Origin of the sequence: Chryseobacterium sp. Mn2064 (assembly GCF_049319685.1) — a bacterium.
Taxonomy (GTDB): Bacteria; Bacteroidota; Bacteroidia; order Flavobacteriales; family Weeksellaceae; genus Chryseobacterium.
Window position 1 is genome coordinate 114,262 of the sequence record NZ_JBMOUE010000007.1, and the last position, 14,920, is coordinate 129,181.

Genomic DNA, 14,920 nt, shown 5'->3' on the forward strand with positions numbered 1-14,920 from the left:
ATCCTGCTTTTTGAAGTGGGATTTTTTTTCTAAAAAATGGTCCGACTAGACGAAAACGAGATTTCATTCCCCGACCCTGAACTGTACGACGGTCATGATGGACTGGTTGCCTTTGGAGGCGATCTGTCTGTAGAACGCATTTGGTTTGCTTATCAGTTGGGTATTTTCCCTTGGTATAATCCTGATGAAGAGATTCTTTGGTGGTGCCCCGATCCCAGGTTTGTTCTTTTCCCGGAAGAGCTTAAAGTTTCCAAATCGATGAGAAAAATATTGGATAGAAATGTTTTTACCTTCTCGGAGAATAAAAATTTCAGGGAAGTGATTAAAAACTGTCAGCAGGTGAACAGAAAAGGCCAAACAGGAACCTGGCTTTCTGATGAACTGATGGAATCTTTTATTCAACTTCACGAGTACGGTCTTGCCAAAAGCATTGAAGTATGGCAAAACGGCGAACTCGTTGGCGGCTTTTATGGACTGCAGATCGGCAATATGTTTTGTGGTGAAAGTATGTTCGCTAAGGTAAGCAATGCTTCAAAAGCAGGTTTTATTCATTTTATTGAAAGCCACAAAAAAAGCCTTGAGTTGATTGATTGTCAATCTTATACGGAGCACCTTGAGAGCTTAGGGGCAAGAATGATTCCCAAAAAAGAATTTTTAAAAATCTTACACGAAAACAATGAACGCAGATAAAGAAAAATGGATACTTCTTGTGATTTTGAGTATTATTTGGGGATCTTCATTTATACTCATCAAAAAATCACTGGAGCATTTCAATCCGTTTCAGGTTGGCTCTTTAAGGGTACTTATTGCAGGAATTATTCTACTTCCAATTGCGATCTCCAATTATAAACTTTTTCCTAAAAAGCATTTGAAATGGCTCATTCTGGCAGCTTTTACAGGAAATTTCATTCCTATGTTTCTATTCCCTATTGCTGAAACGGAGATTAGCAGCAGTATTGCGGGGATCATCAACTCTATGATGCCTATTTTCGTCATTATTGTGGGTGCTCTGGTCTGGAAATTTGAAACCAGTAAGAAACAGATTATAGGAACACTTATAAGCTTTACAGGAGTCTGCATCCTTGCTTTTGGTGGAGGAGACAGTGGAGAGCTTAAAATGATCCCGATATTACTGTTATTATTGGCGACCTTATGTTATGCAATGAGTACGACGACTGTAAAATCTAAGCTGATGGAGGTTTCTTCTACTGTTTTGTCTGCTTTCGTTTTCTCATTTGTTTTATTTCTTCCTTCCCTCATTGCTTTGGTGAGTACAGGTTTCTTTTATGAATTCACTTTTTCCAAGGATAATATGCTGGGACTTATGTTTGTAAGCTTACTTTCTATCTTCGGAACCGGGTTGGCCATGATGATGAATTACCGCTTGCTGAAAGTTTCCACTCCACTTTTTGCTTCTACAGTGACATTAGTAATGCCCATTGTTGCTATAATCTGGGGAATAATAGATGGGGAAAGGCTTAGCTTTCTGCAGTTTATAGGAGCGGGAATTATTATTGGAGGGCTTATTTTTTTAAGAGCCAATCCGAAAAAATAATATAATCCTCAATGAAGATCATATACCAGTTTTATTTTTAAATAAACCTAGCAATAAAAAAACCTGCAATAATGCAGGTTTTTTAGTTATTTTTTAGATTAATCTAATTCTTTTTCTTCACTTTGCTAGCTTTAACCTTTTTCACTTCATCTTTTATGAATGGATATTTTTTCTGCATATCCTTTACTAAAGACGGGTCCAGATCCAAAGCTTTCTGAAGTGATTCTACTCCTTTTTCCTGATCTTTCAGGTTGAAATAGCAGTTGCTTAACTGATAAAACAATTCTGCTCTGTAATGATGTTTTATGGCACTGTTTAAAACAGTTACAGCATCTTCATACTCTCCAACTAACATTAATACTTCTGAGTAGGCATACCAGTTATAAAATCTTGACGGTTCTGCATCTACCAACTTTTTAAGACAGGAAAGACTTTCTTCAAATTTCCCTGAATCTATGAATAAGAAAGCTAATCTTTTCTGATAGTCAAGATTGTTTTCATTCAGTTGGGTTGCTTCTTTGGCATAATGCAAAGCTTCAGACATTCCACCCATTTCTTCGTAAAGATAAGACTGTTCCATCATCGCAAGATAAAACTGAGGGTCTTCTCTCAATGATTTCTGGAAAGAGTTTAACGCAAGAATAGGCTGCTTTAAAGCTTTATTACAAAGCCCGATCTTATAATACGTAAATGCTTTGGTGTATTCTAACTCAAGCATTTCCTCATAGGTATCGATCGCTTTCTGATATTGTCCTAACGCTTCATAACAGGCTGCTTTATTGGCATATACTCCCACAGAGTTGGAGTTGATAGCCAACAGATAGTCATAACCTCTTATCGCTTCGTCATAATTTTTTCTGTTGAAATAGAACTGTCCGTATTCAAACCAAGCGGTTTCGGAATAGGAGAATTCATCTAAATATTCATTAAGAAAGGCAATAGCCTCCTCGCTCTTATTCAGGTCGCTGAAACACACCATACAGTTTTCCAGGGAATATTCGTCCGTAGGGTCTTCTTTCAGTGCTTTTCTGTAGTGTTTAAGAGCGTTAAAAGGATCTCCGAGATTCACATATTCGTCTGCAATAAAGTTGTGAAGGAAGTTTTCTTCCTCTTCTAATATCAAAGCTTTTTTACAGATTTCAATGGATTTTCTAGGGTTTCCTAAGCTCGAATAATACTTGGCGTAGCATACCAAAAAGTCTGTGTTTTCCATGGAGGAACCTTTCAGCTCATCGATAAGGTCTTTTGCCGTATTATATTCTTCCCATTCCAGAAGAATTTCAAGTTTTTTGATCTTGATATCCAATGAATTGGGATGAAGCTTCAGTCCATAACTTACAGCCATATCAGCGTAGTTAAAATCACCAAGCTCCAAATAATAAACAATGATATCTTCCAACTCTTCGGTATCGAAGTAGAATTCGTCATTGTTTTCCATCATTTCCTCGAACTTTTTTACAAGTTCATTTCCAAAATACTCTTCCAATAGTGTCCTCGTTGTCGGTCCGATGTCTGAATATACTTACAAACCTCGGCAAACTTTTAATTAATAATACATCTGAAACTGATATTCAAATATTTATGCAAAGTTGCAACTTTTTTTTGAATTTTCCATTTCATAAATTTCTATTATAAAAATAGTAAAAAAAGAAAACCGATAAAAGGATTGTGGATAAAAAAGTGGAAATTGGGGTTAAATCGTTACTACCAGTCTTTTTCCGCTTTTTATTTCAGTGTTCCACATAGATTCTATCTCTTTAATTGAGATGTCTTCAGTTTCAATTTTAATTTTTCCGTCTACGGCTGCCTGAAACATTTCCGGAATGATCTCTGAAAATAAAAGTGAAGATTCTTCTTTTGTCCAGCTTCCCAGCCCTGAACCTGAGATCTGAATATCTGTTCCTCTCAAAATTTGTGAGGAAAGCTGAATGGTATCTCCGCTCATGCCGCCAATATTTATAAGTTTGGTCTTATGGGAAAATGTTCCGTCTCCTTTGAATGCAGATAATATCATTTCTACTGAGTGTCCCCAAATATAATCTACAATGATATCAACTGGTGTCTTTTTATGAATTTCTTTGATTTTTTGCTTAAAATCGTCATCATTCAACTGAAGAGAAACGGTTTCATCAGCTCCCAAAGTGAGAAGAGACTTCAGTGATTCTTCGTTTCTTCCGGTAACAATTATTTTTTTCGCTCCGTACAATCTGGCGATCTGAACAGCAATTTTCCCTGTAATCCCTGTTGCTCCATTGATCAAAACTGTGCTTCCAGGCTGTATTCCTGCTTTGAATTTTAAGGCCATTGCGGAACCCATTACGGCATTGGGCAATGCTGCGGCTGTAGAAAAGTCCAGATTTCCAGGAATGGGAACCAGCATTTTTTTGTCAGCCACCGCTTTTTCTGCTACGGTTCCTTTTTTACTGAAGAAATAGACCTTGTCTCCGTTTTCAAGATATCCTACTCCATCTGAGCCAATAATTGTCGGTTGATGTTCCTGATTTTCTGTAGAATAATGGTTCCCTCCTGCTCTAGCTCTGTCCAAATTTTTAATAGAGGCGGCTTTTACTGAGACTAATACTTCGTTTTCCTGTACTTCCAACCCCGGGAAGTCTGCATATTGGGGAGCTTTTCCTTTTTTAAATACGATTGCTGCTTTCATTATTTTAAATTTTATACAAATGTATTTACGATGAAAGTTGAAAAACGATAACATTTGTTATCAGTTTAGGAAAGGGAGCTGAAAGTGAGAGAGTGGAGGTTCATAACCCTAATTATGGAGTTAAAAACGCAGAGATCGCTAGGTAAATAGATATTATGATTATTATTTGTTCGCAAGGGCACTTCGTTTAGCAAAGTACGATCATCGCTGAGTGAAACGCCTTTGCGATCATATTCAACAATACCCATTATTCCTTGTGATGGTTGCGTTTAAGATGAGCCAGAATTAATGCTAACCCTTTTTAAACCTCCAAATTCAATCATCCATCCTACTCCAATCTCTCCCTCAATATTTTGCTTTTGATTCTGCTGAGATGTACAGTTGTAATACCAAGGTAGGAAGCAATGTAATGTTGAGGAACTCTTTTGATGATCTCCGGTTTTTGCTGTGCCAGATTCAAATATCTCTGTTGTGGGGAATCTTTGATGAATGAGAAGAAATGTTTCATATAATCAAAAATCCTTTCGAAAAGAGCATCCATAAAAAGGGTTCTCAATTCTCGATTTTCATAAACTTCTTCAAGAAAAGCTTCAACATCGGGTTTATTGATCTTATACAAAACACAGGGTTCTATGGTTTCAAAAGAGACCATACTGGGCAGTCCTTTTTTAAAGCTTTCAAGGGAAGAGAACATGGTATTTTCCAGAAAAAACTGAAAGGTAACATCTTTTCCGTCGTTATTGTACCAGGCTCTTACAATTCCTTTTTCAATATGGTAGGCATTATATGAGACTTCTCCTTCTTGTAAAAGCAGGGTTTTTGCAGGAACTTCCATACGATCGAAACTGCTCAGGAATTTCCTCCATTTATGTTTTGGAAAAGGGAACTTATCTTTTATATGTTCAAACATTCCGGTATAAAAAAGAACGGAACTTTATGGGCTCCGTTCTTATGATTTATTTAGATTAAACTTTTAATCTTAGCAATGATATCATCTCCTAATTGATCTGCCTCTTCCTGAGATTGGGCTTCTGTGTAAATTCTGATGATCGGTTCTGTATTGGATTTTCTAAGGTGTACCCAATTGTTTTCAAAATCTATTTTCACACCGTCTACAGTGGAAACTTCTTCATTCTGATATTCCTGTTCCATTTTGCTTAAAATAGCGTCTACATCAATTTCCGGTGTAAGTTCTATTTTCTTTTTGCCCATGAAATAGCTAGGATATCCTGCTCTCATTTCTGAAACCGTTTTGTTTTCTTTAGCCAAATGAGTTAAAAATAAAGCGATCCCAACCAAAGAGTCTCTTCCATAGTGTAATTCAGGGTAGATAATACCTCCGTTACCTTCACCTCCGATTACTGCGTTTTTCTCTTTCATCAGGGTTACAACGTTAACTTCTCCTACAGCACTTGCAAAATATTCTGAATTGTGAGTATGAGCAACGTCTCTTAAAGCACGGCTGGAAGAAAGGTTAGAAATAGCTGCTCCGTTTTTGTGTTTCAATAAATAATCCGCAACGGCAACCAGCGTGTATTCTTCACCGAACATTTCTCCTTTTTCATCAATCAAAGCTAATCTGTCTACATCAGGGTCTACTACTACTCCAAGGTCTGCATTTTCTTTTTTCACCAATTCACAGATATCACCCAAATGTTCTTTTAGAGGCTCCGGATTGTGTGGAAAATGACCGGTTGGCTCACAATACAACTTGATAGTCTCACACCCCAGCTTATCTAAAAGCATTGGAATGGCAATACCTCCTGTTGAATTCACCGCATCCAGCACTACTTTGAAGTTTTTAGCTTTAATAGCTTCCACATCTACCATCGGAAGATCAAGAATCTGCTGAATATGAATGTCAAATGCATCATCTCTGGTCTCATATTTTCCAAGATTATCAACTTCTGCATAGTTGAAATCCTCGCTTTCTGCTAAAGCCAGTACATCGGCTCCGTTTTCACCGCTGATGAATTCTCCTTTATCATTTAAAAGCTTAAGAGCGTTCCATTGTTTTGGATTGTGAGAAGCGGTAAGGATAATTCCTCCGTCTGCATTCAGTTCAGGAACCATTATTTCAACAGTTGGCGTTGTAGAAAGCCCCAGATCAACAACGTTGATTCCCAATCCCTGAAGGGTGGCTGTTACCAATGAAGACACCATTTGTCCTGATATTCTTGCATCTCTACCAATTACAAGGGTAAGATCTTTTTTATTTTTATTATTCTGAAGCCAGGTTCCGAATGCTGACGCGAATTTCACCACGTCAAGAGGCGTTAAGTTATCGTTTACTTTTCCGCCAATAGTTCCGCGAATGCCTGAAATAGATTTTATTAACGACATTATGTTTTTTGTATTTTATTGTTTTTTGTTTCTAAATTTTCCTGAGCAAATATACTTAAAAGACTCTTCACCTTATAGAACAGGAATCTTTTTTTGGATTTTATCGTAGGTGTTTTTTACAACCCTCGGAGGAGCAAAACGATAGCCGATATAGAGCAGGCCATAGAGGTTATTATTTTCTATGGTCTGATTGTTTTTCTGATCATAAGCATAGGCACTGAAATTCATTTTACCTCCAAACAAAAAGCGGTCCGTATTGTAGCCAATGTGAAGGCCTCCCTCCATTCTTATGGTTACATATTGAGCGTTTTCACTGGCATTGGTATCTAATACATTGTGGTAATGAGAGAATTTTCCTCCAACTCCAAGAGCAAGGTAGGGAGAAATATTTACATTTTTCCCGATTACCCAGTTGTAAAAATATCCGATATTTCCTCCAATTTTATATTGAGTTTCTTTACTTTTTATACCATCAATGGTATTTCTAAAGATGGTAACGTCATAATCGAGAAAAGGAACCCAGCTTCCGCTGCTTTTCGTCTGCCATTCTCCTTGGGTGTAGATGCTTTTTGCGGAAAAATTTTTATTAAGAATATACGAGGTGGATCCTCCGAAACTTTGTACCCGAAGATCCGGGAACTGCATATATGGATCTCTTCCTTCCTGCCATTCAGGGAAAAGATCTTTCATATTTTCAAGGTAAAATCCTCTTACATTTTTGTAATAAAGATTCTGAATAAATCGTTTGGGGAAAAGCCTGAAACTGAAATCTGTATAAGAACTGCTTCCTTTAAGCTTTTCAGTGTCATTGCCTTGTAAAAAATTGGGAGCAAAAGATAAAGTGGCACTTATGATTTTATAATCAAGTGAAACTGATGTTTTGACTTTGTTGTTGATAGAAAAGACAGTCTTCCCTGCGTTTTTATATTTTCCTTCTGAAAAGGTATAATTCTCAATATTGGTATCGAGATTCACACGAATCATGACCTGCTCCGCATAAGATTTGATATTGGCCGTATCGCTTTGAGCTTTCAAATGGAAAGCCAATAATAAAAACAATAAAGTACATATCGCTTTTGGAATACTCAAACCGGATATTTTAAATTAAAAAAAATGAAAATACTACATTTTTTTCAATTATCCGTTGATCTTCATCTCAAGAACATCCGCAATCTTTATCGCAGTTTGTTCTTTTTGAACTGAATTTTTTGGGGGCAAAATTCTTTCTAAGTACTTTAAATAAAGAATAGCAGGCAAATCCTACAATGATTAGGATAAGTACGTACTGAAAAATTAGTGAGGAGTTCATTACTTTAAAATCTGATATACTATCATCGACACAAAATATGCCAAACCTGTCATCATAACCACCTGAAAGCCGGTCCATTTCCAACTTTTGGTTTCTCTGTAGACTACTGCAAGTGTAGAAACACACTGCATTGCAAATGCGTAAAACAGAAGAACTGAGATTCCAGTTGCAAAGCTGAATACTTTTTCTCCATTCGGTTTTACATCTCTTCTCATCTTATCGATCACCTTTACTTCCGGTGCATCATCTTCCAGGCTGTATAGGGTAGACATAGTTCCTACAAAGACTTCTCTTGCTACGAAGCTGGTAAGGATTCCTACTCCCATCTTCCAGTCGTATCCCAATGGAGCAATCACAGGCTCTATTCCTTTACCCATTTTTGCAAGGTAAGAATGATCCAGGTGTACGTTGGTCGCCACAAATTCCGTCGGCTTTTGTTTAGGTCCAAAATAACTTAAGAACCAAATGATGATACTTACAATGAATATAATTTTACCTGCTCCAGTAATGAAATCCCATACTTTGCCTAAAACCATTTTTAAATCATACGCAAAAAGGGGTTTTTTATATGTAGGGAGATCCATTACAAGGTAAGTTTTTCCTTTATTTTTAATGAAGCTTTTAAGAATAGCAGCAGAAAACAATGCAACTAAAAATCCCAGAAGATACATTCCCATCAAAACGAGGGCCTTGTATTTTATGCCTAAAAATGTCCCTTCAGAAATAATCAGTCCAATAATAATGCTGTATACCGGAAGTCTCGCGGAACACGTCATAAACGGTGTTACAAGAATGGTCAGCAATCTTTCTTTAACGTTTTCAATATTCCTCGTAGAAATAACAGCTGGAATGGCACAGGCTGTACCCGAAACCAATGGAACGATACTTTTCCCGTTTAATCCGAATGGACGAAGAATTCTGTCCATAAGGAAAACAACTCTTGCCATATACCCGGAATCTTCCAGTAAGTAAAGGAAGTAGAGTAAAATACCGATCTGCGGTGCAAATACGACAATTCCTCCAATTCCGGGAATGATTCCATTAGAAATCAATGAATTGACCGGTCCTTCAGGAAGATGTTCTCCTGTAAATGCGGCAAGCCATGAGAATGAACTTTCAATCCAGTTCATTGGATATTCTGCAAGGAAGAATACACTCTGGAAAATAACCAGCAAGATGCCTAAAAAAACAACATAACCCCAGAATTTATGAACCAAAACCTTATCAAGCTTTTCTGTCAGTAATTCTTTGAACTGTGCTTTTTTAGAAATTACATCTTCTAATATTTTATCTACATTCTGATATCTTCTAACGGTTTCCTGAACCTGTAATCTTTTAGGAACCAAACTCTTGGTTTCAGAGTCATTGATTTCTTCCATGACAGAAGCTATTCTGCCAAGATCTGTCCCTAATGAAAGACTCATCCATGCTTTATACTCATTATCAAAACCTTTGTGAGAGGCCAGTTTTTTGATAAAGTCTTTATGTTCATTTGGAGTTTCAAAAGATAGTTTTTCTGCTTTTACAAATTCTGTATTGTAAATCGCTTCTCTTACTTCATCAATACCAATCTGTTCTTTGGCATTGGTTTGTATGATTTTAATCCCAAGGGCTTGGGAAAATTTCTCGATATCAATCGTTATTCCTCTTCTTTCTGCCTGATCAATCTGGTTAACGATCAAAATCATAGGAATACCAAGGTCCTGGATCTGCTGGAAAAGCAAAAGGCCTCTTTTTAAACTTAATGCTTCAAGAATGTAAACAACTCCTGCATAGTTTTTCTGCTCATCAATCAGATATTTGGAAAAAATAGCTTCATCTTCTGAGCTGGGATATAGGCTGTAAGAACCCGGAAGGTCGATCACTTCAACCTCTTCGTTTTTATATACGTAGTTCCCTGAATGGCTGGCAACGGTAACGCCGGCATAGTTCCCAGTTTTCTGCTTTTTGTTGCAAAGTGTATTGAAAACAGTAGATTTTCCTACATTGGGATTTCCGACTAAAAGTATCTGTTTTTTCTTGTTTTCCTGCATTAATTCAATTCTTCAACAATGATATAATCTCCTTCTTCCTCACGAAGAGCAATTCGGCTTTTTTCAATTCCAAATTCTACATACATAGGCCCATTGAAGGGAGCCTGATACAAAATCCTGAAAACGGTCTCCGGAAGAAGTCCCATTTCGATGATTTTATTGGGCATTTTCAGATGGTCATTATCATATCCCAATATCTTCCCCATTTTGTTTTTAGGGAATCCACTTAATTTATGTAATCCTTTCTCTTTCAAAGCCTAATTTTTAGTCTTGCAAATATACGCTATTTAAATTTAATCTAAATAACGTTTTGCCATAAAAGAAATCAACCCAAATACATTGCTGTATCTGGGTTGATTCAAAATATAATTTAGTTGATATGAATGCTTATTTTTTCTTTTTATCAGTTGCCTGATCTTTTTCTATGGGATTATCGTTCGCGTTATAAAAATCTTTATACTGCTTTTCCTGTTTTTTCATCATGTCTCCAACGGTTCCATCCATCCCGGGTATAGATTTTGACATCATTTCTTGCGTTATCATTGGTCTTACAGAAGCAAATGGATCTTTTTTAAAGTCACTAAATGTTTTTTCAAATTTTTCCCTTGACAGCTCATTCACTTTTCCTCCTGAGGCTTGCATCAAGCTTTCAATATAAGAAAATTCTGTATAGTCTTTTATTTTTTTATTTCCTTGTAATACCCAAGAGTAATTTTTGTCAGAATCTTCAATTTTCACAATTAGGCCAGGTAGCCCATAAAATTTATAGGGTCCATCTTGAAAAGGAATGTCTGCAGTAAACCAAGCAGTCCATTTTCTTCCACCATATTCAGTAGTTGCTTTTTGTGTGTTATATTCCCCAATTTTTTGTTTGTCGCTAAGGATATTCCAGTTGAATTTTAGATCTTCACTGTATCCAATATTAGTTGGAGTAAATCCGTTTGCTATTTTATCCACATATTGCACTTTCATGCCTGGATACGATTTGTAAATTCTTGCTGAAATTTTTGGTGTTTTAAGTGATTTGGAAAAATCTCTCATCATTCCTGATTTTTTAATCGCTTCCATTTCAATTTTCATAATAGAATCCTGTGCTATTACTGTATAGTCCTGATAAATGGACCTGTTCTTATCAGTAATATCCAGAATAGTAATTACTTTATCCACCTTTGCCGAATCTTTTTTCGGTTTGAAAGTCAACTCATAGAAGAAACGGTTAGCCGTTTCTTTGGATTCCTGTGCCCCCGCAAAGGCAAAAAGAGCAATAAGAAATACTGAGAATAGCTTTTTCATTGTTTCAGAAGTTTATATAATAAGTAATCATACTTGCCATTTTGTTACAGATTTTTTTAAATTTTATTTTTCACCGTTTTTTCTGTGGTATCAAGACCTTCCATCCCTCTAAAAAAATTATGATTTTGTTACAACATTTTCAGATTTAAAACACCTACCTTTAAGTTGCTAAAAAACAAAATATTATGGATACTTTATCTCAATTAAAATCCGAATTGGAGGGAGAATTTAAAACCACAAAAAAGTTTATTGATCTTTTCCCTGAAGGGAAAAATGAGTATGCCCCTCATGAGAAAAGCATGAAAATGATGCCTCTTGCAACTCATTTGGTAGAAGTTTTTGAATGGCCACATACCATTTTAAATACTTCCGAGCTTGATTTCGGTAAAGGAGACTACAAACCTACTATTCTCTCCACCAAAGAAGATCTGATAAAAAAGCTAGATGACAGTTATGAGGCTGGTAAAGAAGCTCTGGAAAAAGCCACGGAAGATGAGCTGAATCCAAGCTGGACGATCAAAAATGACGGTCATGAATTGGCTAGCTGGAGTAAATATGGGGCAATACGCCATGCTTTGAATCAGATTACCCACCACAGAGCACAACTGGGCGTATATTACCGGTTGAACAACATCCCTTTACCGGGAAGTTATGGTCCTTCTGCTGATCAGCAAAGCTTTTAAAGCATCATTATATCTCAACAAAAAACCAATCCTAAGGGATTGGTTTTATTTTTATTTAAAGTTGAATTTTACACTCAGCATAACTTGACTAGGTCTTAACTGCATGGTTGTTTGTGTAATGGTTGCGCTATTGATATCGATTCTTTCAAATACTTTTCTATTAGCAATATTCATCCATTTCAGTTCAAAATCTATTTTCTTTTTTATCCATGAAAACTGGTAGGAAACATCAAAGAAACCATTATTATATTTTACGTCTGCTGTTTTCGAATTGATCTGATCCCAATAAAATCCTACTGTATGACCTTCTAACGGATAGAAAAATACATTCAGATTATGGCTATATCCTTCAGACTTTCCTTTATTTCCGGTAAGATAAATATTAGACTGTTTGTTCCAGGTTTTGGAAGCATTAAAATCTATACTCATCCATGAGAAATAGGTATTGTTGAATTTAATTCCTAATGTATTACCATTATTCTTGGTATCAATATTATCGTTGTTTCTTATCGACTGAGACTTTGATATTGTATTGTTATAATTTAATGAAGCATTGGTCTTGAACTTTGGGAAATATTTCCCGATTTCAACGTAATAGGCATTGCTTGTTCTTTTATTTTCTCTTTCCAGGTATTCGGTTTCCATAAATCCTGAAGAATTCACCACACTTGAAGCGATAAGGTTATTTTTTGCATCGCTTATTCTGGATCCTAAATTGAAGAAAAGATTATTTAAAGGATTTCTATATTCTAATCTTATTCCTGCATTTTTTGTATTGGTTTCTGGAATCGGGTTGCTTGGCTTCATTACATTGAATCCTCCCGGACTTGTAAGAATATACCCTGCGTAAGCAGTCTGAATATCACCAAAATTATTACTGATACTTCCACTCATACTTGCTTTAAAGAATGACGCAAAAGAATATTGAGCAAAAATGTTAGGTGTAAATGTTACTTTATTTAAAGATTTCGAAACATTTCTGAAAGCGTCTTCTGCTTTGATGCTGTTAAAATTTACAGGAAAGTTTGAAAATAAACTCCATGATTCAGATTTATAATTAATTCCTACGGATCCTGTTGGATTAATTCTGGAGAACTTCAAATCATTTTCATAGGCTAAGCTGGCAAAATCCGGTTTACCACTTACGGTACTTCCATCAAAATTTGTTGTTAGCTTATCTGTAGAATAATCAAACCCTATCTGCGGAGTAAATGTCCATCCTTTTGTAGAAAAACTAATATTAGCAGAATGTGAGGTATCTAAGGATTTGATTCTAAAGCTTTGTAAAACAGAACTTCCTGGAGTGAATTTTATAGTAGAAAGGTCTGGACTATCAGGGTCTTTATATGGAAACTGTAAATAATTAGCTGGAGAAATTTCTAGAATTTGTCTATCATTTTGATAACTGATGTAGGATTTTAAATTCACCATCTTTTCTTTCCACGGTATAATGGTACTCAAAGAGTTCTGAAAAGAGGATGTTGGGGATTGTAAAGCCTCATTTCCAATTCTATATCCTTTATCATCATTTCTTTCTGCAAAAGCTCTGTCTCCATTCCAGAATTGAGAAAAGGTGGTTGTATTTTTAAAGAAGCCTTTTTTTGCATTTTTGGTAAAGATCAATTCTCCTTTTAGCTTATCTGTATAGAAGTTGTTCAGGAATCGTGTAGTATACTGGGTTCCCTGCTGAATATCTCTTGTGATACTATTTGACTCTCTTTCTACTGCATTATTGGTATAGTTTGCATTAGCTTTAAGCTCCCATTCTTTCTTTTTATCAATATTAGTAAGATAATTGGCTGAAAGATAATGAACACTGTTCATTAAGTATCTTTTTACAGGAAGATCCGGCGTAGTTGCATTTTCAACACTTAACCAATTATTTTGAGAAATATTACTTCTTCTTCCTTCCCAACTGCTTCCAAAAGCAAGTATATTTCCTTCATTTTCTACCTGTTCCCCCATATTATTGGTTTTATAGTTAACCACCCATTGGCTTTTCTGTCCGAAAAACATTGGGGTAAGTTTTACATTCCAAAGCCATGGATCTCCGAACCCGGTTCCTACTTCTCCTCTACCGGTCATGGTAACGGAGTTTTTAAGTTTGATGTTGATCGCAGCCTGATCGGAAGGTACTTTGTCCTGAAGAATTTTTACCGGTTGGTGATTTTCCAGAACTTCCACTTTCTGAACAGCATCTTTTGGAAGTGAGTTGTTGATCGTTCCATATCCTCCTTCCATAAGGTCTTTTCCGTTCACGTAGAATTTATTGATGGCATTTCCTTGGTAAAGAATAGTTCCGTCGGTATTGACCTCAATTCCCGGAATTTTCTTCATCACATCTGCAAGGGTTCTGTCATTTTTATTGTTGAAAGCCTTAAGGTCGTAAGAAATTGTATCTCCTCTAGCTGTAATCATTTTGGTTTTCAGCTGAACTTCTTTAATTTCTGTAGCTTCAGACTGCATTTTAAAATTCAACGTCTGATCACTGTTGCTGATCTGCTTGGTAAGTGGTTTCTGATTGAAAGCTTTTACTTTAAGATCCACATTTGATTCTCCGGAAGTAAAGGTCACCTTGTATTCTCCTTTAGAATTGGTAATCCCATAGGCTAAGATAGCATCTTTACCAGGCTCTTCAATCGTAACACTGGCGCTGGGGATGGCAACCCCGTCGTCGTCAGTGATTTTTCCTGAAACCGTTTTCTGTGCAAAAGTAAGCACCGCAAAGAAAAGCATCAGAAATAAAGAAAAATTCTTTTTCATACTTATTATTTGATCAATTAGTTCTTATTTATAATATTTCGTTACACTTTTTTTAAAGATCTGTTTTAAAGGCAAAAGTTAAATTAATATCACTATAAAAATAGTTATATTTTTTGAATGTCAGATAAAATGTTGAGATTATTTATTATAAGACAGTTTCCAGGAAGGTAGTACTGCAATAGAAAAACACGTAAAGGCTCTATCAATTTCAAACAATAAGTTATCAAAACAATCATAACCTACAAATTTACAGAAATTTAATAGCACACCAAAAGGTGT

The 14,920-nt window shown here is 35.9% G+C and carries 12 protein-coding genes; 3 read left to right on the forward strand and 9 right to left on the reverse strand.

Annotated features, from left to right (window positions below):
* The first annotated feature begins 36 nt into the window (after positions 1 to 36).
* Together aat and ACL9RH_RS21325 are read left to right on the forward strand one after the other, a co-directional pair.
* Positions 37 to 690 carry a leucyl/phenylalanyl-tRNA--protein transferase gene (aat, locus tag ACL9RH_RS21320; protein ID WP_422695347.1) on the forward strand — a complete coding sequence of 218 codons (654 nt, stop codon included), beginning with the start codon at positions 37 to 39 and terminating at the stop codon, positions 688 to 690.
* Entirely contained in the window at positions 677 to 1,555 is an 879-nt protein-coding gene (locus ACL9RH_RS21325; RefSeq protein WP_422695348.1) for a DMT family transporter, read from the forward strand. The genes aat and ACL9RH_RS21325 overlap by 14 nt, the downstream gene beginning before the upstream one ends.
* A 103-nt stretch (positions 1,556 to 1,658) precedes the next feature.
* Here the strand turns inward: ACL9RH_RS21325 and ACL9RH_RS21330 are convergent, their stop codons facing one another.
* From ACL9RH_RS21330 to ACL9RH_RS21365, 8 genes are all read right to left on the reverse strand, one after another.
* Positions 1,659 to 3,041, reverse strand: coding sequence for a tetratricopeptide repeat protein (locus ACL9RH_RS21330; protein WP_422695349.1), 1,383 nt, complete (start codon positions 3,039 to 3,041; stop codon positions 1,659 to 1,661).
* A gap of 207 nt (positions 3,042 to 3,248) precedes the next feature.
* On the reverse strand, positions 3,249 to 4,217 hold the full coding sequence (locus tag ACL9RH_RS21335; protein ID WP_422695350.1) for a quinone oxidoreductase family protein: 969 nt from the start codon (positions 4,215 to 4,217) through the stop codon (positions 3,249 to 3,251).
* 328 nt (positions 4,218 to 4,545) lie between these two features.
* On the reverse strand, positions 4,546 to 5,127 hold the full coding sequence (locus ACL9RH_RS21340; RefSeq protein WP_422695351.1) for a Crp/Fnr family transcriptional regulator: 582 nt from the start codon (positions 5,125 to 5,127) through the stop codon (positions 4,546 to 4,548).
* Positions 5,128 to 5,177: 50 nt separating this feature from the next.
* Entirely contained in the window at positions 5,178 to 6,560 is a 1,383-nt protein-coding gene (gene glmM / locus ACL9RH_RS21345) for a phosphoglucosamine mutase (protein ID WP_422695352.1), read from the reverse strand.
* 72 nt (positions 6,561 to 6,632) lie between these two features.
* On the reverse strand, positions 6,633 to 7,649 hold the full coding sequence (locus ACL9RH_RS21350; RefSeq protein WP_422695353.1) for a DUF4421 family protein: 1,017 nt from the start codon (positions 7,647 to 7,649) through the stop codon (positions 6,633 to 6,635).
* Positions 7,650 to 7,868: 219 nt separating this feature from the next.
* Positions 7,869 to 9,902: a ferrous iron transport protein B gene (feoB, locus tag ACL9RH_RS21355; protein ID WP_422695354.1), complete on the reverse strand. Its 2,034-nt coding sequence runs from the start codon at positions 9,900 to 9,902 to the stop codon at positions 7,869 to 7,871.
* A complete protein-coding gene (locus tag ACL9RH_RS21360; protein ID WP_422695355.1) occupies positions 9,902 to 10,156 on the reverse strand; it encodes a FeoA family protein in 255 nt (84 codons plus the stop codon). The genes feoB and ACL9RH_RS21360 overlap by 1 nt, the downstream gene beginning before the upstream one ends.
* Positions 10,157 to 10,289: 133 nt before the next feature.
* The gene (locus ACL9RH_RS21365) at positions 10,290 to 11,195 is read right to left on the reverse strand and encodes a GLPGLI family protein (RefSeq protein WP_422695356.1); all 906 of its coding nucleotides are present in this window, start codon (positions 11,193 to 11,195) and stop codon (positions 10,290 to 10,292) included.
* Between the two features lie 185 nt (positions 11,196 to 11,380).
* Here ACL9RH_RS21365 and ACL9RH_RS21370 point away from each other — a divergent pair, with 185 nt between their 5' ends.
* Positions 11,381 to 11,878, forward strand: coding sequence for a DinB family protein (locus ACL9RH_RS21370; protein WP_422695358.1), 498 nt, complete (start codon positions 11,381 to 11,383; stop codon positions 11,876 to 11,878).
* 51 nt (positions 11,879 to 11,929) lie between these two features.
* Here the strand turns inward: ACL9RH_RS21370 and ACL9RH_RS21375 are convergent, their stop codons facing one another.
* A complete protein-coding gene (locus ACL9RH_RS21375) occupies positions 11,930 to 14,641 on the reverse strand; it encodes a hypothetical protein (protein ID WP_422695359.1) in 2,712 nt (903 codons plus the stop codon).
* Positions 14,642 to 14,920: the final 279 nt, after the last annotated feature.

Excerpts from the sequence above, each read along its gene's own strand:
- ACL9RH_RS21370 (WP_422695358.1), top strand. The coding sequence starts at position 11,381 with ATGGATACTTTATCTCAATTAAAATCCGAATTGGAGGGAGAATTTAAA.
- ACL9RH_RS21335 (WP_422695350.1), bottom strand. The coding sequence starts at position 4,217 with ATGAAAGCAGCAATCGTATTTAAAAAAGGAAAAGCTCCCCAATATGCA.
- ACL9RH_RS21325 (WP_422695348.1), top strand. The coding sequence starts at position 677 with ATGAACGCAGATAAAGAAAAATGGATACTTCTTGTGATTTTGAGTATT.
- feoB (WP_422695354.1), bottom strand. The coding sequence starts at position 9,902 with ATGCAGGAAAACAAGAAAAAACAGATACTTTTAGTCGGAAATCCCAAT.
- ACL9RH_RS21375 (WP_422695359.1), bottom strand. The coding sequence starts at position 14,641 with ATGAAAAAGAATTTTTCTTTATTTCTGATGCTTTTCTTTGCGGTGCTT.
- ACL9RH_RS21365 (WP_422695356.1), bottom strand. The coding sequence starts at position 11,195 with ATGAAAAAGCTATTCTCAGTATTTCTTATTGCTCTTTTTGCCTTTGCG.
- aat (WP_422695347.1), top strand. The coding sequence starts at position 37 with ATGGTCCGACTAGACGAAAACGAGATTTCATTCCCCGACCCTGAACTG.
- ACL9RH_RS21340 (WP_422695351.1), bottom strand. The coding sequence starts at position 5,127 with ATGTTTGAACATATAAAAGATAAGTTCCCTTTTCCAAAACATAAATGG.
- glmM (WP_422695352.1), bottom strand. The coding sequence starts at position 6,560 with ATGTCGTTAATAAAATCTATTTCAGGCATTCGCGGAACTATTGGCGGA.